Source organism: Kutzneria sp. 744 (assembly GCF_000568255.1).
Taxonomy (GTDB): Bacteria; Actinomycetota; Actinomycetes; order Mycobacteriales; family Pseudonocardiaceae; genus Kutzneria.
The window spans coordinates 8,842,032-8,858,366 of record NZ_KK037166.1; the positions used below are offsets into that span (position 1 = coordinate 8,842,032).

General features: G+C 69.8%; 18 protein-coding genes and 2 pseudogenes. 16 read left to right on the top strand and 4 right to left on the bottom strand.

What is annotated here, in order from left to right:
- The first annotated feature begins 225 nt into the window (after positions 1 to 225).
- The 3 genes and pseudogenes from KUTG_RS54535 to KUTG_RS40610 all read left to right on the top strand — a co-directional run.
- On the top strand, positions 226 to 1,698 hold the full coding sequence (locus KUTG_RS54535) for a sigma-70 family RNA polymerase sigma factor (protein ID WP_052395982.1): 1,473 nt from the start codon (positions 226 to 228) through the stop codon (positions 1,696 to 1,698).
- Positions 1,699 to 1,821: 123 nt separating this feature from the next.
- Positions 1,822 to 2,175: a hypothetical protein gene (locus KUTG_RS40605; RefSeq protein WP_052395983.1), complete on the top strand. Its 354-nt coding sequence runs from the start codon at positions 1,822 to 1,824 to the stop codon at positions 2,173 to 2,175.
- 134 nt (positions 2,176 to 2,309) lie between these two features.
- Positions 2,310 to 2,638 (top strand): annotated as a pseudogene (locus tag KUTG_RS40610) (response regulator transcription factor); the annotation flags it as partial.
- A 61-nt stretch (positions 2,639 to 2,699) separates the two neighbouring features.
- On the opposite strand, the gene KUTG_RS40615 reads toward KUTG_RS40610, so the two are convergent.
- From KUTG_RS40615 to KUTG_RS40630, 4 genes are read right to left on the bottom strand one after another with little or no spacing between them, the layout of a single operon-like run.
- Entirely contained in the window at positions 2,700 to 3,341 is a 642-nt protein-coding gene (locus tag KUTG_RS40615; RefSeq protein WP_043724652.1) for a hypothetical protein, read from the bottom strand.
- A gap of 9 nt (positions 3,342 to 3,350) precedes the next feature.
- Positions 3,351 to 3,815: a papain-like cysteine protease family protein gene (locus KUTG_RS40620; RefSeq protein WP_043724653.1), complete on the bottom strand. Its 465-nt coding sequence runs from the start codon at positions 3,813 to 3,815 to the stop codon at positions 3,351 to 3,353.
- Positions 3,816 to 3,817: 2 nt separating this feature from the next.
- Positions 3,818 to 4,210, bottom strand: coding sequence for a PAAR domain-containing protein (locus KUTG_RS40625; protein ID WP_043724656.1), 393 nt, complete (start codon positions 4,208 to 4,210; stop codon positions 3,818 to 3,820).
- The gene (locus tag KUTG_RS40630; RefSeq protein WP_043724657.1) at positions 4,207 to 4,749 is read right to left on the bottom strand and encodes a Pvc16 family protein; all 543 of its coding nucleotides are present in this window, start codon (positions 4,747 to 4,749) and stop codon (positions 4,207 to 4,209) included. The genes KUTG_RS40625 and KUTG_RS40630 overlap by 4 nt, the downstream gene beginning before the upstream one ends.
- Positions 4,750 to 4,932: 183 nt before the next feature.
- Between KUTG_RS40630 and KUTG_RS40635 the strand changes: the two genes are divergently transcribed.
- The 13 genes and pseudogenes from KUTG_RS40635 to KUTG_RS62230 all read left to right on the top strand — a co-directional run.
- On the top strand, positions 4,933 to 6,444 hold the full coding sequence (locus tag KUTG_RS40635) for a phage tail sheath family protein (protein ID WP_043724658.1): 1,512 nt from the start codon (positions 4,933 to 4,935) through the stop codon (positions 6,442 to 6,444).
- 33 nt (positions 6,445 to 6,477) lie between these two features.
- On the top strand, positions 6,478 to 6,939 hold the full coding sequence (locus KUTG_RS40640; RefSeq protein ID WP_043724660.1) for a phage tail protein: 462 nt from the start codon (positions 6,478 to 6,480) through the stop codon (positions 6,937 to 6,939).
- Positions 6,936 to 7,325 (top strand): hypothetical protein, encoded by a 390-nt coding sequence (locus KUTG_RS40645; RefSeq protein WP_043724662.1) that lies wholly within the window; start codon positions 6,936 to 6,938, stop codon positions 7,323 to 7,325. Before KUTG_RS40640 ends, KUTG_RS40645 begins: the two co-directional genes overlap by 4 nt.
- A gap of 17 nt (positions 7,326 to 7,342) precedes the next feature.
- A complete protein-coding gene (locus KUTG_RS65465; protein ID WP_363899653.1) occupies positions 7,343 to 7,486 on the top strand; it encodes a DUF6760 family protein in 144 nt (47 codons plus the stop codon).
- 17 nt (positions 7,487 to 7,503) lie between these two features.
- Entirely contained in the window at positions 7,504 to 9,480 is a 1,977-nt protein-coding gene (locus KUTG_RS40650) for an eCIS core domain-containing protein (protein WP_043724664.1), read from the top strand.
- Positions 9,481 to 9,490: 10 nt separating this feature from the next.
- Entirely contained in the window at positions 9,491 to 9,955 is a 465-nt protein-coding gene (locus KUTG_RS54540) for a phage tail protein (protein ID WP_052395984.1), read from the top strand.
- 5 nt (positions 9,956 to 9,960) lie between these two features.
- Positions 9,961 to 10,413 carry a phage tail protein gene (locus tag KUTG_RS40660; RefSeq protein ID WP_043724666.1) on the top strand — a complete coding sequence of 151 codons (453 nt, stop codon included), beginning with the start codon at positions 9,961 to 9,963 and terminating at the stop codon, positions 10,411 to 10,413.
- The gene (locus KUTG_RS54545) at positions 10,410 to 11,207 is read left to right on the top strand and encodes a CIS tube protein (RefSeq protein ID WP_052395985.1); all 798 of its coding nucleotides are present in this window, start codon (positions 10,410 to 10,412) and stop codon (positions 11,205 to 11,207) included. The genes KUTG_RS40660 and KUTG_RS54545 overlap by 4 nt, the downstream gene beginning before the upstream one ends.
- A complete protein-coding gene (locus KUTG_RS40670; protein WP_043724669.1) occupies positions 11,204 to 13,138 on the top strand; it encodes a phage baseplate assembly protein V in 1,935 nt (644 codons plus the stop codon). The genes KUTG_RS54545 and KUTG_RS40670 overlap by 4 nt, the downstream gene beginning before the upstream one ends.
- Positions 13,139 to 13,150: 12 nt before the next feature.
- On the top strand, positions 13,151 to 13,558 hold the full coding sequence (locus KUTG_RS40675) for a GPW/gp25 family protein (RefSeq protein WP_043732340.1): 408 nt from the start codon (positions 13,151 to 13,153) through the stop codon (positions 13,556 to 13,558).
- Entirely contained in the window at positions 13,558 to 15,507 is a 1,950-nt protein-coding gene (locus KUTG_RS40680) for a putative baseplate assembly protein (RefSeq protein ID WP_043724671.1), read from the top strand. Before KUTG_RS40675 ends, KUTG_RS40680 begins: the two co-directional genes overlap by 1 nt.
- A complete protein-coding gene (locus tag KUTG_RS40685) occupies positions 15,507 to 16,046 on the top strand; it encodes a phage tail protein (protein ID WP_043724673.1) in 540 nt (179 codons plus the stop codon). The genes KUTG_RS40680 and KUTG_RS40685 overlap by 1 nt, the downstream gene beginning before the upstream one ends.
- Positions 16,043 to 16,335 (top strand): annotated as a pseudogene (locus KUTG_RS62230) (hypothetical protein); the annotation flags it as partial. The gene KUTG_RS40685 and the pseudogene KUTG_RS62230, both read left to right, overlap by 4 nt.

The following is a 16,335-nucleotide window of genomic DNA, read 5'->3' on the forward strand; positions in this document are numbered from 1 at the left end:
CCACCGGAGCCGATGCGGCGGGCGAAATCCGGCAAGCGAAGGCGTCGGGTTCGAGCGGCCTCGCCCCGCGCGGGACGCGCGGCATGGGCACTGTCAACAGGTCTGTCGCTCAGCGGAGACCCTTGAACACTTGTATAGGGATTTCCCTAACGGCGATTCGGCCGCATTCGATGGGGCCGCCCGGCTGATCGTCAATCACGCGTTTCGCCCCTACGGTTCTAGATTGTGCAGGACGCGCAGCTTGTCGGCGCCATCGTCGAAGGTGACCGGCAGGGGTGGGCCGAGCTCTACCAGCGGTACGCCGACCCCCTCTACACCTATTGTGTCGCTCAGTTGCAGGATCGGGACGCGGCCGCCGACGTCCTGCACGACACCCTCATCGTCGCCGCCGAACGCGCGTCGCAGCTGCGCGACCCGGAGCGGCTGCGCCCCTGGCTGTACGCGATCGCCCGCAACGAGTGCCACCGCCGCCGGCGCAGCCTCCGCCGGCTGGTCGCGCTGGAGGAAGCCGGCGACGTGCCGGAGCCCGTCGAGGACGTGGACACCGGGCTGCGCCTGGACGAGACGCGCCGGCTGGTCCGCGACGCCGTCGAGGGGCTCAACCCCAGCGAGCGCGAGGTGCTCCAGCTCGCCGGCTCGCACGGCCTGTCCGGCCCCGAGCTGGCCTTGGCGCTGGGTGTCTCCGGCAACCACGCCAACGCGCTGCTGTCCCGGGCCCGGCAGCAGTTCGAGAAGTCGCTGGCCGCGCTGATCGTCGCCCGCACCGGCCGGGAGGCCTGCGCGGTGCTGGACGACATGCTGCATGGCTGGGACGGCCAGCTGACTCCGTTGCTGCGCAAGCGAATCGCCCGGCACATCGAGAACTGCGAGACCTGCGGCGAGAACAAGAAGCGCCGGGTCAACGCCAAGCAGCTGCTCACGCTGATCCCGTTGCTGGTGGCCGGGGCCGAGCTCCTCGAAGGGACCACACAGGACATCGAGAACCCCGAGCTGGTCAGCTACCGGCGCGACCTGGCCGACCGAGCCGGAACGTTCCGGCGCAACGGGTTCCCGGTGGGCAACGAGCTCTGGCGTCGGCCGCCGTGGGTCACCATCGCCGCGGTCAGCACGGGCATCGCCGTGCTCGCCGCCTACGCCTTCCTGGCGCCGATCCAGGCCGACCAGAAAGAGGCGCTGCCGCCCCCGCTGGCCACCAGCGATCCCGGGTCGGCTCCGCCGCCCTTCACCACGACCGGGGAGACGAGCACCACCGTCACGACGACCGAGGACCCGACGACCACCGCGACCACCACGTCGCGAACGGCCGCGCCGCCCAGGGGCGTCACCACGACCGGTGCGACAACAACCAGGACGACAACCAGCACCACGACGACAACCACGACCACGACAACCCCGCCGACGTCGTCGAGCAGCGTCCCCCGGGGCGCACTCAACGTCACGCCACGCGAGATCCGACTCGACTCGGGCAAGGCCTCCGTCACCATCACCTCGAAGGGGGGACCGCTCACATGGAGCGTCAGCAGCTCCAACCCCCATGTCACGGTCTCGCCCGGCGGCGGAACCCTTGCGACGAACGGGTCGGTGACCGTCACCGTGGCGCAGACGGCATTCGACAGCTCCGGCGGGTCCACGCTGACCTTCACCGCCACCGGCGGCCAGAGCATCACCGTGAGTGCAACTTGGCCCGTCATCTCGTGACGCAGAGAAGTCGCAGAAATTTTCTGGGAAAAAGTTGTTGTTCCTCGATCTCCCCAGGTCTCCCAGCAACGGAAGCCCACTCCTGTGAGCGTCCGCACTCCACAGCCGAAGGAGACAGGCGATATGGAACTTGACACGGCGGCAACGACGCTGACCCGGGTCCCGGTGCTCGTGCGGGCCACGGACCCGATCCTGCAGGGCGGGGTCGCCGTAACGCTGCGCACCCGGCCGGAGGTCTGGCTGGTCGACGAGGACAGCGCGGAGGCGAGATCGGCGGTGGTGTTCGTGGTCGCCGACCGGCTCGACGACCAGGCCGTCAAGCTGCTGCGCACGCTGCAGTGCGGCGGCCACAGCAAGGTCGCGCTGATCGCGGGGCAGATCGACGACAACGAGATCCTCACCGCGGTCGAGAACGGGGTCTGCTTGCCCTTACTCGCCGAAATCGAGCTTGGAGGCACCACTTTCTTAACAGCGTAAGGAGTAGCATTTCCGCTTATCTCTGTACACTAGATGTGCCCGATCGATCACCCCGAGGCTGTAAAAACAGACACGCCTCTTTGAGTTGTCGGGATGTCCGGGGGAGTCACAGAGATTCTCTGGTACCATGTTCTGGGCCCACCAGTTTGGTGCGGCTGGCCCAGCCGTGGCCACCGGCGACGGCGCGCTGCCGCCCGACCGGCTGGGCCGGCTGCTGGACCGGGTCGCCCGCCTGCAGCGCAACGTGCTGGAGCCGCGCGGCCTGCACCTGGGCGGCACCTCCGCCCGGGAGATCGAGGTGCTGCGGCTGGTCGCGGAAGGCTTCTCCACCAAGGAGATCGCCGAGCAGCTGTGCTACTCGCAGCGCACCGTGAAGGCGATCATGCACGACATCACCAACCGCTTCCACCTGCGCAACCGCCCGCACGCCGTGGCCTACGCGCTGCGTGAAGGCCTTATCTGATCAGGGTTTTGCACACTTCGAGGGGCGGCGCGGACGGCCGCCCCTCGAAGCGTGTTCCGGGTCAGTGCCAGTACCCGGCGCCGGTCCCCACGACCTCGGCGTTGTAGTGCTGGCTCCAGCTCACCAGGTGCGAGAAGAACCCGTTGAGCGTCACGCTGAGCTGGATCGGCAGGGCGGCGATCGGCCCCGAGTTGGCGTCGCCGCGGTTCATCGCGTGGTTGGGCACGATCACCCGCACGTCGACGGAGAAGTCGGGCGGCAGGTAGCTGACCGAGATCCACGGCGCCACGTAGTCGAGGTAGCGGCCGACGCCGTTGTGGCTGGCGCCGTAGTAGTAGGACACGCCGACCTGGAAGTCGTAGTCGGCCTGCCACACCCGCCACCACTCGCTGGACGCCTTGTAGTGCCGGCTGATGTTGCCCGGCTCGGAGGCCCAGCCGGTCAGCGTCATCGGGTCGACCCCGGCCGGCACGGCGTTGGCGTACTCGGTGGCGTTGATGCTGGCCGAGTTGTGCAGCAGGTCGATCACGGTCTTGCCGACGTTGACGATGGTGTCGACGGCGCTGTCGCCGCCGATGGTCTCCTCGCCCGGGCCGGTGCCGGCCAGCTGGTCGCTGGCGTTGTACACGGCGAAGCTGCCTTCGTCGGCCTGGAGCGCCTGTTCGAAGTCGCTCTGGCTGACCTGGGGTGTGGTGTCGGTCATGGTTGTCTCCTACCGGGTCGCGAAGATGTTGGCGCGCGAGTTCGCACCCAGCTCGAACGAGCGCTCGAACGTCTCGTAGTCCAGCTGCTGCGGGCCGTGGATCGGGTCGTTGTAGTACATCCAGGTGCCGGCCGTCGTGCCGTCCGAGTAGATGCCGTACAGGACGACGGCGTGGCTGACGTGGCCGGTCATGCCCTGCTTGATAACGATCCACAGTGGACCGTGGTCGGACAGCTCGGTCACCCAGTACGAGGGCCAGCCGCAGGCCGGGTAGACCTCGCGCACGCCCCACTGGATGGCGATCGGCTCGATGTGGTCCCAGGTCATGGCCACGTCCCGGTTCTCGCCGAGCACGCTGTCCAGGTCGGAGCCGACCAGCATCGCGATGCCCGCGGCCCAGCAGCTGGTGTTGTCGTGCTGGTAGACCATGCCGACGGTCTCGCTGTGGCTGAACGGCTCCCACGGTTCTGTCATGTCTAACCGCCGATCATCACGGTGCCCGCGCCGACGATGGAGCTCGTCGGCGACGGCGCTGGGTCGTTGCAGGTGGTCACCGGGTCCCCGACGCGGGCGGCCGGCTTGTTGTTGATCATCACCGAGGAGCTGCCCTGGGTGACGGTGCCCTGATTGGTCGGCGGCACCTGGAAAGGGCCGCCCTGCGGCACGTGCGGCGGCGAGTTGGTGGCCGTGCTGCCCACGGTCGCCGCCGGCATGCCGCCGATCGTCACGTTGGTGCTGCAGCCGCCGGTGATCTTGCCGGCGAACGGGCTCGGCAGCGGCGTCGGCACCGGGCCGCCGGGCGACGGGATCATCACGATGTGCACGTCCGTGCCGACGACCTGGTCCCCCTGCTTGGCCCCGAAGCTCATGACGTCTCCTCGATCCGCTTGCGGGACCACTGCTTCTTGCCGTTCGACGCGGTCGGCAGCGGCCGCACGGTGTTGGCCACGCCCAGGTGCACCGCCTCGGCCGGCTTGGCCAGCTCGGTGTCGAGCGCCGGCGTGTGCAGCGCGTTGACCGTCAGCACGAACGACGCCACCGGCGGGAAACCCAGCTCGCACGGCATGGCCTGGCCCAGCTTGAGGTCCAGCCCGGTGTCCTCGTCGGTCAGGGCGATCAGGGCCTGCCCCAACAGTTCGTGCTCGGCCTCGGGATCCGCGGCGTGGGCCTGGACCACATAGGACAGTTGGTAGCGGCGGGTCGGCGCGCGCCGACCGAGCAGCGTGCCGTCCGCGCCCCGCACGTCGTCCCAGCCGGCCGACCGGCCGCCGGTGTCGTCCCGCAGCCCGAACAGGGTGAGGGAGACGGCCGGCTGCCTGTCGTCGGGCGCGGCCAGCAGAACGGCGGTACCGTCCGGCAGCCGCTTCCGCAGCAGGTCGCGCAGCGACTGGTCAACTCCTGGGATCACAGCATCGAGTGTCCGTGTCGGACACCGGCGGCCGCAGTGGCGGACAGGCGTCCTTTCGGACCCATCGGTCTCGCCCCTAGGGGCAGACCTGCCCGCCCTTCGTCCCGCCCCGCAGCCGCTGCCCTCCTGTCCCCCTGATTGGACAGGATGACGTGGTCGCAAGTGTCTGTCAGGGAGGGCCCGATGCCAAGCAGCTACCTCGCGCCCGGCGTGTACATGGAGGAAGTCTCATCGGGCTCGCGGCCGATCGAGGCCGTCGGGACCGCGGTCGCCGCCTTCGTCGGATTCGCCGAGCAGGGGCCGGTCAACGAGCCGGTCCTGGTCACCAGCTGGACCCAGTTCAAGCGCGCCTTCGGCGACTTCGTCGACGGCTACTACCTCGCGCACGCCGTCTACGGCTACTTCCTCAACGGCGGCGGCACCGCGTACGTGGTGCGCGTCGGCGGGGCGTCCGGCGGCGACGGGGCGGCGCCGGTGGCCGAGCTGCCGTCCTCGGTGGACGGCCGCGCCGCGCTGACCGTCTCGGCCAAGCGTGCCGAGTCCGGCATCAGCGTCGAGGTGCAGCCGGCCGGCGAGCCCACCGACGACACCTTCAAGCTCGTGGTCAAGCGGGCCGGCCAGCCGGTCGAGACCTTCGACAACGTCACCACCAAGCGCGGCGCCAACAACGTCGTCACGGTCGTGCGGGCCCAGTCCGAGCTGATCACCGTCGAGGACACCAAGGGCGGCCGCGTGGTCGCCGTGCCGCAGATCGGCGAGGTCGCCCTGCCCGCGGGCGGGGCCGAGGTCGTCTCCGCCGGCGACTACGTCGGCAACTCGGCCGACCGCACCGGTTTCGGCGGCCTGGAGGCCATCGACAACGTCACCATGCTGGCCGTGCCCGACCTGATGGCCGCCTACCAGCACGGCAAGATCTCGCTGGACGACGTCAAGGCCGTGCAGCTGGCCATGATCGCCCACTGCGAGCTGATGTCCGACCGCGTGGCCATCCTGGACACCCCGCCCGGCCTCAACGCCCAGCGCGTCAAGGAATGGCGGATGGACTTCACCGGCTACGACTCCAAGTACGCCGCCATGTACTGGCCGTGGGTCAAGGTCGCCGACCCGGTGGCCGGCAAGCAGGTCTTCGTGCCGCCGAGCGGCCACATGGCCGGCATCTGGGCCCGCAATGACAGCACCCGCGGCGTGCACAAGGCCCCGGCCAACGAGGTCGTGCGCGGCGCGGTGACGCTGGAGCTCAACATCACCAAGGGCGAGCACGACACGCTCAACCCGGTGTCGGTCAACTGCATCCGCTCCTTCCCCGGGCAGGGCATCCGGGTCTGGGGCGCGCGCACGCTGTCCAGCGACCCGGAGTGGCGCTACCTCAACGTGCGGCGGCTGTTCAACTACGTGGAGAAGTCGATCCTCCAGGGCACCAACTGGGTCGTGTTCGAGCCCAACGACCCGAAGCTGTGGGACTCGGTCAAGCGCACCATCACCATGTTCCTGCGCCGGGTGTGGCGGGACGGGGCGCTGTTCGGCCGCACCCCGGCCGAGGCGTTCTTCGTCAAGTGCGACGAGGAGAACAACCCGCCGGAGAACCGCGACGCCGGCATCCTCACCGTGGAGCTGGGCATCGCCCCGGTCAAGCCGGCCGAGTTCGTGGTGTTCCGCATCTCCCAGTTCTCCGAGGGCGCTTCGCTCGAAGAGTAGTCCCCGCATACTGTCCACAAAGGAGACACGACGATGCCTTCCGGACTCGGTCCCAACCAGCCGAGCGACGCGCTCACCGCGGCCCGCTTCTCCATCACCATCGACGGCTACGAGATCGCCTCGTTCGCGGAGCTGCTCGGCATCACCACCGAGGTCGAGGCGGTCGAGCTGATGGAGTCCACCGACAAGTCGGTGGTGCTCAAGAAGCTGCCCGGCAAGGTCAAGCCGCCGACGCTGGTGCTCAAGCGGGGCAAGAACGCCAGCATGGAGCTGTGGGCGTGGCACGAGGCCGTGCTCAACGGCGACATCGTGGCCGCCCGCAAGAGCTGCTCGCTGGTGATGTACTCCACCGACGGCAAGCCGGTGGCCCGCTACCACCTTGAGCACGCGTGGCCGTCCAAGCTGGAGATCGGCGGCCTGAAGGCCGGCGCCAGCGAGGTGCTGATGGAGACGGTGACGCTGGTCTGCGAGCACATCCAGCGGGTGGCGCCGTGACTGCCGTGCAGGAGACCCTCCGCACCGAGTACCCGTTCTCGCTGCCCCGCGGCTATGTGGATGAGAACGGCCGGCTGCACCGCAACGGGGTCATGCGCCTGGCCACCGCCCGGGACGAGATCACCACGCAGGCCGACCAGCGCGCCAAGCAGAATCCCGCGTACCTCACGGTGTTGCTGCTGGAGCGCACGGTCACCGAGCTCGGCGATCTGTCCGCAGTGGACACGTTCGTCATCGAGAACCTGTTCGCCTCGGACCTGGCGTTCCTTCAGGACCTGTACCGGCGGATCAACCAGGACGGCCACACCGAGGTCGCCGTCAGCTGCCCGCACTGCGGCAAGGACTTCGGGGTCGACATCGCCGGTGATGCGCCGGGGGGATCCTGACGTGCGCGGCTGACCGGATCTGGGAGGAAGTCGCGTACGTGGCCTACTACCTGCACTGGACCTTCGAGTCGATCCTCGACCTGGAACACCCGGTGCGGGAGCGGATGATCAGCGAGATAGGCAAGATCCACACCCAGCTGTCGGATCAGAACGAGATGTAGGGGAAGGGGAGGGGCAGATGCGCTGGCCGTTCCGCAAGCGGACCGCTGACGCCGACCCGGCAGTTGCCGAGTCGGTCACGGTGGAACGCCCGCAGGCGCGCGAGTGGACTGCGCTGCCCCCTCTTCCCGGCACCTTCGGCGCCAAGGCGCCGCTGGTGATCGGCCCCGCCCCGGTGCTGCCGCCGCTGCCCGGCCGGCGCGAGCCGCTGCCGACCAGCGAGCCGGTGCTGCGCGGTTCGGTGCAGGGCATCGCTTCCGTGATCAAGCCGGTGCAGTTCGACCGCGCCGCAACGGATGTCGTGCACCGGCCGCCGCGTCGCCGCGCAGTGGTGTTGCCGTCGGCCCCGGAGCCCGAGCCACTGACCTATGTGGACGAACAGCACGTCGAGGAGCCCCGCGAGGCCAGGGTTCCGCACCGGGCCCCGGCGTGGCTGCGCTACAGCCCGCCGCCCTGGGCGATGCCGCAGAACGAGGAGCCGGGCCTCCCGGACCTGCCGCTGCCGTTGCCCCTGCCGATCATGGACACGCCGGCCCCGCCGCCGCCCGCCCCGGTGGTGCGGCCGCGGCCGGAGCGGCGGGCCAACCTGGCGCAGAGCCGTCGTCTCGGGCTGGGCGCGCCGATTCCCCAGCAGCCGTCCGCTGAGGAAGAGCCGGCTCCTGAGGAGCCTGCCCCAGCCGTTGCCCTGCCCGTGTTGCCTGCGCTGCCGGTCGTCACCCCCGTCTCGCCGCCGCTCGCCGAAGAGCCGGCACCGCTGATTCACGAGTCGGTGCCGACCGATCTGGCCGCCTCGATGCGGCAGACCCACAACGTCGACGTGGCCGATGTGCCTGTCGTGCGCGGAAAGGCCGTGTCGGACGAGGCCCGATCCCGTGGCGCGCGGGCGTTCACCCGCGGCGGCCAGGTGCATCTGCCCGACGAGGCCGGCCCGGTGACGTCCCCCAGGGCCCGTGGCCTCATCGCTCACGAGCTTGTGCACGCCGTCCAGCAGCGCACCCTCGGGTTGGGGCTGCCGTCGCCGTCGTCCGACCACGGCCAGGCCTTGGAGGCCGAAGCCGTTGCTGTCGAACACTTCTACGCCGGCGAGTCCTCCGCCACGCCCCCGCGGCCGCTGATCCACTCGCCGCGGGTCACGGTGCTGCCGGGCTACGCCGCCGAGTCGCACACCCAGCTCGACCCGATCTCGACCCCCGCCACCTCGACCTCCACCCCGTCGTCGTCGGAACACCAGCAGGTGATCGACGCCCGCGTGCGCGAGGAGGTCGACCGCGTGGCCACCGACACCGCTCGTCGCGTCGTGCAACAGGAATGGCAGAACCCGTCGCTCACCGCGGAACAACGCCGCGCCCTCGGCCTGCCCACCCAACAGCAACAGCAACAGACGCAACAACAAACCCAGCAACAGCAACAACAGGACCAACCCGATCCGACCGCCGGCTACCTCGAAGCGGCGGTGTTGTCGCGGTTGCGACCCTCGGCCGCCCGGCACGCGCCACCGACCCCGCCGGGCACGACCCAGACAACCCAGACGCAGCAAGGACCGTTGTCGCAGACCACCGCGGCAACGGTTCAGCCGCAGTCGTCGCAGGGCACGGCCCAGGGCACTGCTCAGGGCACGCAGCAACAGCAGCAGGACCAGGAGCAGCCCGACCCGACCTCGGGCTACCTGGAGGCGGCGGTCCTCGGCCGGCTCAGCCGCAACGGACACCACCTGCATCGCGACACCCCGCACCACGACCAGCAGTCCCAGACGCCGCAAACCCAGGCCCAGAGCCAATCCCAAGGCTCCTCGTCGCCGACCGCCCAGCACGGCGCCGAGCACGCGGCGACCACCGGGGCCAGCACCACCGCCGCGCCGGCCCACCACCACGTCGACATCAACGATCTCGACCTGGAGGAGCTGTCCGCCCGGCTCTACAGCCGCCTGCGCAGCCGGCTGCGCCTGGAGCTGCTGGTCGACCGGGAACGCGCCGGCCAGTTGACCGACTACCGATAGGGGAGAAGTCATGCCACTCAACGACCAGTCGGTCATCGGTCTCGCGAACCGGTTCACCGTCAAGGTGACGCCGGGCGACCACGACCTGGGCAGCTGGACCAAGGCCGAGGGCCTGGACGTCACCTGGGACGTGGCCGACTACCGGGCCGGCGACGGCGGCAACCAGCGCTGGTTCTTCCCGGGCAACACCAAGTACAGCCACGTCCGGCTGTCCCGGGCCGCCTCGCAGGGCGACTCCGAGAAGGTCAAGGACTGGCTGAGCAAGACCTCCTTCCACAACCAGGCCAACCAGGAGATCCAGGTCACCCTCTACGACTCGTCGACCAAGAAGGTCCTGGACTGGCACCTGAAGAACGCCATGCCGGCCAAGTGGGCCATCGCCAACTTCGAGGCCGGCGGCAGCAACGTGGCCATCGAGACGCTGGAGCTGGTGCACGAGGGCTTCCTCGACGACGACGTCAGCTACGGGGGCTGAGCCGCATGCCGATGAACGCGGCCGCGATGCTCGGCCTGGTCACCCGCTTCCACGTCACGGTCGACGGCGTCGACCTCGGCGGCTGGGCGCGATGCTCGGGCCTGAGCGTCGACTTCAAGCCCGAGGTCTGGTACGAGGGCGGCAACTACCAGCACCCGACCTACCTGCCCGGGCAGATCGAGTACCCGCCGATCACCTTGCAGCGGGCCATGAACGCGCAGGACACGCCGCGCGTGCAGGCGTGGCTCAGCGGCAAGGCGCAGAGCTGGGTGAACGCCGACTCCAGCGGCGGCGGGGGCACCGCGCAGATCACGCTGTTCGACTCCAAGGCGCAGAAGGTGGCCAGCTGGTCGCTGCGCAACGTCTACCCGAGCAAGTGGGACGGCCCCGAGCTGGACGCCCGAACCCTCGGCGTGGCCATCGAAAGCCTGCAACTCGTGCATGAGGGGTTCCTATGACCGGGGCGTTGGGAGCGCTCGGCGGCGCCGCGGGCGCCGTCGACATGGCGGCCGGCGTCGCCATCGGCGCGGCGGCGCTGGCCGGCGCGCGCGTGCCGGCCATGCTGCGCTGCACCGACCCGGCCAACTTCGGCATCGTGCCGTTCGACTTCAACCCCAAGAAGATCGAGATGTCCCGGCAGGGCTCGTACGGCAACCGGTCCACGCCGACCGCGACCAACGGCAGCAGCAACGCCATGGTCACGCAGAACGTGCGCAACTCCGAGATCACCATCTCCGAGGTCAAGCTGGAGGGCCTGACCACCAAGATGCGCTGCGACACCCTGCTGGGCTGGATGGCCCCGGGCAGCGCGCTGAACCTGGTCGGCATGGTCGCCGCGCTGGCCGGCGCCAACCTCACCACCGAGCCGCCGGTGCTGACCTTCCAGTGGGGTCCGCCGATGATCGGCTTCATGTACAGCGTGCGGATGACCAACTGCAAGATCAGCTACGAGCGGTTCACCTCGGCCGGCATCCCGATCCGCGCCATGCTGAACCTGACCTTCCGCGAGGTGCCGAGCCTGCTCGGCAGCCTGCCGATGAACCCCACCTCGGGCGGCCAGCCGGGGCGGCGCACGCACACCGTCGGCCAGGGCGAGACCCTGCAGTCCATCGCCACCGCCAACTACGGCACGCCCGCGCTGTGGCGGCGGATCGCCGAGGTCAACGGCATCGACGACCCGACCCGCCTGCGCCCCGGCAGCACCATCTACCTGCCCAACGGCGACGAGCTGACGGCCGGGAGCCCGCGATGATGCCCGGCGGCCTCAACGGCCAGGCCACCGCGATCGTCTGGCCCACGATCAAGATCGGTGCCGTGATGGGGATGCCGTTGTCCCCCTTGGTGCAGAGCAAGCTGGTGCGTGCCGTCGTGGACACGCACCTGCACCTGCCGGACATGTTCGAGCTGACCTTCATCGACGAGTCCGGCACCGTCACCGACGACGCGGGGCTGTCCATCGGCACCGCCGTGGAGATCCTCGCCGGCGACGCCACCAGCACCAGCACCACGTCGCTGCTCAAGGGCGAGGTCACGGCGATCGAGGCGATCTGCGCGGAATCCCTTATATACACCGTGATCCGCGGCTACGAGAAGGCGCACCGGCTCCAGCGGGCCCGGCGCACCCGGACCTTCCTCAACATGAAGGACTCCGACATCGCGCGGCAGGTGGCCAACCACGCCGGCCTCGACGTCGGCACGGTCGACGAGTCCAGCACCACCCACACGCATATCGCCCAGGTCGCCCAGACCGACTGGGACTTCCTGGTCGCGCGGGCCCGGGAGATCGGCTTCGAGACCGGCGTCGTGGGCGGGGAGTTCTTCTTCCGCAAGGCATCCGGCCAGCCCAGCGGCGGTGGCCTGCTCGACACGCTGGCCGCAGCGGTCGGCATCGGGGGTGGTCCGACCTTGACGTTCAAGGACAACCTGATCACCTTCCTGCCCCGGATCTCCGCCGCCAACCTCACACCGGACGTGGAGGTCCGCGTGTGGGACGCCAAGTCGGCGCGGGTGGCCGTGGGCTCCGCGTCGGCCTCTACTGGCACCGCCACGATCGACGGCGAGGCGCCGGCCGACCTGGCCAACTCCTTCACCGACGGCTTGATGCCGCCCCTGCCGCATCTCCCGGCGCTGCCGCCGATCCCGGGCCTGCCCCGCATCGACTTCGGCTCTTCGCCGTCCAACACCGCCTACGTGGTCGTGGACCGTCCACTTGCGACCGGATCGGACGCCGACTCGGCGGCCGAGGAGGCCGCGAAGGGCTTGGCCGACCACATCTCCAGCACGTTCGCCGAGGCCGAGGGAACCGCCGTCGGCGACCCGCGCATCCAGGCCGGGGTGAAGGTGACCGTGGCCAGCGTGCCCAAGCAGTTCGCCGGCAGCTGGACCGTCACCAACGCCAAGCACGTCTTCGACCCGTCGGAGAACGGCTACCACACCCGCTTCTACGTCAGCGGGCGGCAGGATCGGTCGCTGTTCAAGCTCGCTTCCGGCTCCGGGCAGGCACATTCGGGCATGTCCGGCCTGGTGTGCGGGGTCGTGACGAACTCGAAGGACCCGGACAGCAAGGGCAAGGTGAAGGTAGCGCTGCCGTGGCTGTCGCCCAACTACGAGTCCGACTGGGCCCGGGTCGTGCAGCTCGGGGCCGGCCGCCGCAGCGGGCTGGTGTTCGTGCCCGAGGTCGGCGACGAAGTGTTGCTGGGCTTCGAGTTCGGCGACCCGCGGCGGCCGTACGTGATCGGCGGGCTGACCAACGACAACTCCTCCTACGAGCCGCTGAGCTCCGCGGTCAACGGCTCCGGGGCGGTGGTCAAGCGGGGCATCACCTCGCCGGCTGGCAACGGCTTGCAGTTGCAGGACGAGCTGCCGCCCGGGCCGCCCGGGGCCGCCCCGCCGACCACGTCGTCGATCACGCTCGGCACCGGCGACGGCAACCTGGGGCTGGCCATCGACCAGGTCGGCGGCACCGTGACGTTGACGTGCAAGCCGGCCCCGCCGGCCAGCCGCACCCCGGCCGGCACGCTGACCATCGACTGCTCCGGCGCCGGGAAGATCGAGATCAAGGCCGGCGCCGGCGGGCTCAAGCTCACCAGCGACGGGCAGCTGGAGCTGTCCGGCCAGGCCGGCGTGAAGATCTCCAGCCCGGCCCTGGTCGAGGTGTCGGGCCAGATGATCAAGCTGAACTGAGAAGAGGCAGTGGTGTCACAGGACTTCGTCGGCGCCGGGTGGGCGTTCCCGCTCAACGTGTCGCCGCGCGGCGGCATCGAGCTGGTCCGCCGCGAGGTGGAGCTGGAGCAGGCCATGCGGCTGATCCTGGCCACCTATCCCGGCGAGCGGCCGATGCGGCCCGCGTTCGGCAGCCGGCTGCGGGACTTCGTGTTCCGGCCGGCCGACGCCGCCACCGCGGCCGAGCTGGCCGAGGAGGTCCGCAACGCGCTGCTGCGCTGGGAGGCCCGGGTCGACATCGAACTCGTCGACGTGCGGCCGGACCGCGACGACCGCAGCGTGCTGTACATCGACATCAGCTACCGCGTCAAGCACACCAACGACCGCCGCAACCTGGTGTTCCCGTTCTACACCATCCCCGAGGACGGGAGTGACTACTGATGGCGCTGCCGGTGCCCAACCTCGACGACCGCCGGTTCCAGGACCTGGTGGACGACGCCAAGCGCATGGTCATGCGCCGCTGTCCGGAGTGGACGGACCACAACGTGTCCGACCCCGGTGTGACGCTGATCGAGACCTTCGCGTACATGACCGACCAGCTGCTGTTCCGCCTCAACCAGGTGCCGGACCGGCTGTACGTCAAGTTCCTGGACATGATCGGCCTGCGGCTGATTCCCGCCACCCCGGCCGAGGTCCCGGTCACCTTCTGGCTGTCGGCGCCCGCGATCACCTCGGTCGGCGTCGCCATGGGGACCAGCGTCGCGACGCCTCGCACCGACCTGGAGGAGTCGATCCTGTTCAGCACCCGGCGTGATCTCCAGATCGTGCCCTGCGCCCTGAGCCAGGTCGCCACCCAGTCCACTTCGGACGACTCCCCGGTCGATCGGACCGAGGAACTCAAGCTGGGCCGACACTTCGGGTCCTTCAGCCCCGCGCCTCAGGTGGATGACGTGCTGCTGGTCGGCCTCACTGATCCGGTGCCTTCGTGCGTCGTGCGGTTGGACTTCGACTGCCACGTCGAGGGTGTCGGTGTTCATCCCGATCAGCCGCCGCTGGTATGGGAGGCGTGGACCGGCAACGGCTGGACCGAGTGCCTGGTCAGCAGCGACGGCACCGCCGCGTTGAACAAGGCCGGCGGTGTGCTCGTGCACGTGCCGGACACCCATGAGGCGTCGGTCCTGGTTGGACAGCGGGCAGGTTGGTTACGGGCTCGGGTGATCGCCGTTCCCGACGAGTTCCCGACCTACAGCGACTCTCCGGTGATCATGGGTCTGTCCGCCTCGACCGTAGGCGGCACCGTGGAGGCCATCCACGCCGAGATCGTCGACGTCGAGCTGCTGGGCATGACCGAAGGCGTTTCCGGGCAACAGTTCCGTGTGTCACGGGCCCCGCTGCTCGGCGGCGTCGCCACGCCTACCGTGGAGGTCAGCTCCGACGATGGCTGGCAGGAATGGCGTCCGGTCAGCGGTTTCGCCTGGAGCGGCGCTTCCGATCAGCACTACGTGCTCGACGAGGTCGCCGGCACCGTCACCTTCGGCCCCGCTGTTCGTGACGTCGACGGCAGCGTCCGCCAGCACGGCGCCGTGCCTCCGGCCGGCGAGACCGTGCGGATTCGCCGCTACGCCACCGGCGGCGGCCGCCACGGAAACGTCGGCCGCGGCACCATCCGTACCCTGAAGTCGTCGATTCCTTTCGTGGACCGGGTGGAGAACCTCGACTTCGCCAAGGGCGGCGTGGACGCCGAGACCATCGACGAGGCCAAGGCCCGCGGGCCGATCCTGTTACGTACCAGGAGCCGTGCCGTCACCGCCGAGGACTATGAGGCCATCGTCCGGGAGATCGCCCCCGAGCTGGCCCGGGTCCGCTGCGTCACCGCCGGCGAGGACGACGTGCAGGCCGGGGCCGTTCGGGTGTTGGTCGTGCCGGCCGCGTCCGAGGACGGCGGGATCAAGCTGGGGGAGTTGGTACCCGAGGAAGCCATGCTCCGCCGGATCGCCGACCACCTCGACCAGGTGCGCCTCATCGGCACCCGTGTCCTGGTCGAGCCCCCGCGCTACCGTGGCATCACCGTCGTCACTCGCCTGGTCGCTCGTCCCCGTACCGATGTTGCCCGCATCCGCACCGACGCCTTGGCTGCTCTGTACGCTTACTTGAATCCCATCAGCGGTGGTCCCGACGGCGCCGGCTGGCCCTTCGGCCGCCCCGTCGCCTCCGGTGAGATCTTCGGTCTGCTGCAACGGGTTCGCGGCGTCGACATGGTCGAGGACGTGCGCCTGTTCGGGGCCAACCCCGTGACCGGCGTGCGTGAGGGGGAGAGCCAGCGCATCGAGCTCGACCCGTGCAGCCTCGCCTTTTCCTATGAGCACCAGGTGAGAGTGGAGCAGCACTGATGCGTGGCACCGTGCCCGGGCTGCCGACCGCCGTTCCGCTGTCGGCGATGCTTCCCGGCATCTTCCAGGAAGACCCCTTCACCGTTCGTTTCGTCGCCGGCTTCGACGACGTCCTGGCCCCGGTTCTGTCCACTTTGGATAATCTGTCGTCCTATTTGGATCCGGCGTTGGCCCCCGAGGACTTCCTGGCCTGGCTGGCCGGGTGGGTCGGTCTGGAGCTGGACGAGAGCTGGCCCGTCGAGCGGCAGCGCGCCGCCATCGCCCAGGCCGCTCAGATGTATCGCATGCGTGGCACCGTGTCCGGGCTTCAGGACAATCTCGAGGTCCTCACCGGTGGCCGCGTCCGTGTCGCCGACAGCGGCGGCGTCGCCTGGTCCATGGCCCCCGGCGCCGAGTTCCCCGGCCAGGACCAGCCCCGCCTGGCCGTCCGGGTCTCCGTCGCCGACCCGTCGTCCGTGTCCGTCAGTGCCGTCGACGCCGTCGTGTCCGCCGCCAAGCCGGCGCACGTCGTGCACAGGGTGGAGGTGGTTGCGTCGTGATCGTCTGCCGGAGCTGCGGTTTCCACAACAAGGACGCCGACTCGTTCTGCGGGTCCTGCGGCGAGTTCCTGGAGTGGACCGGGGAGAAGATAACCCCCAAGCCCCCGCCCGTCGTCGAGCCCGAGCCCGAGGAGCCCGCCCCCGCCAAGCGCTCGCTGCTGTCGCGCATCCAGTCCATCGTGTACATGGACGTCGGCGAGCGGGACCCCCTCCCGCCTTCGAGCGGCCCCATGGGCGGCCCTCGTCCCCCCGGCCCTCCCGGCATCGGCGGTCCTCCGCGTCCCCCGGG

What these genes read in the sequence shown, in the direction of transcription:
- KUTG_RS40605 (WP_052395983.1), top strand. Translation starts at nt 1,822, where the DNA reads ATGGAACTTGACACGGCGGCAACGACGCTGACCCGGGTCCCGGTGCTC.
- KUTG_RS40670 (WP_043724669.1), top strand. Translation starts at nt 11,204, where the DNA reads ATGATGCCCGGCGGCCTCAACGGCCAGGCCACCGCGATCGTCTGGCCC.
- KUTG_RS40635 (WP_043724658.1), top strand. Translation starts at nt 4,933, where the DNA reads ATGCCAAGCAGCTACCTCGCGCCCGGCGTGTACATGGAGGAAGTCTCA.
- KUTG_RS54540 (WP_052395984.1), top strand. Translation starts at nt 9,491, where the DNA reads ATGCCACTCAACGACCAGTCGGTCATCGGTCTCGCGAACCGGTTCACC.
- KUTG_RS40660 (WP_043724666.1), top strand. Translation starts at nt 9,961, where the DNA reads ATGCCGATGAACGCGGCCGCGATGCTCGGCCTGGTCACCCGCTTCCAC.
- KUTG_RS54545 (WP_052395985.1), top strand. Translation starts at nt 10,410, where the DNA reads ATGACCGGGGCGTTGGGAGCGCTCGGCGGCGCCGCGGGCGCCGTCGAC.
- KUTG_RS40640 (WP_043724660.1), top strand. Translation starts at nt 6,478, where the DNA reads ATGCCTTCCGGACTCGGTCCCAACCAGCCGAGCGACGCGCTCACCGCG.
- KUTG_RS40615 (WP_043724652.1), bottom strand. Translation starts at nt 3,341, where the DNA reads ATGACCGACACCACACCCCAGGTCAGCCAGAGCGACTTCGAACAGGCG.
- KUTG_RS40620 (WP_043724653.1), bottom strand. Translation starts at nt 3,815, where the DNA reads ATGACAGAACCGTGGGAGCCGTTCAGCCACAGCGAGACCGTCGGCATG.
- KUTG_RS40680 (WP_043724671.1), top strand. Translation starts at nt 13,558, where the DNA reads ATGGCGCTGCCGGTGCCCAACCTCGACGACCGCCGGTTCCAGGACCTG.
- KUTG_RS40625 (WP_043724656.1), bottom strand. Translation starts at nt 4,210, where the DNA reads ATGAGCTTCGGGGCCAAGCAGGGGGACCAGGTCGTCGGCACGGACGTG.
- KUTG_RS40685 (WP_043724673.1), top strand. Translation starts at nt 15,507, where the DNA reads ATGCGTGGCACCGTGCCCGGGCTGCCGACCGCCGTTCCGCTGTCGGCG.
- KUTG_RS40650 (WP_043724664.1), top strand. Translation starts at nt 7,504, where the DNA reads ATGCGCTGGCCGTTCCGCAAGCGGACCGCTGACGCCGACCCGGCAGTT.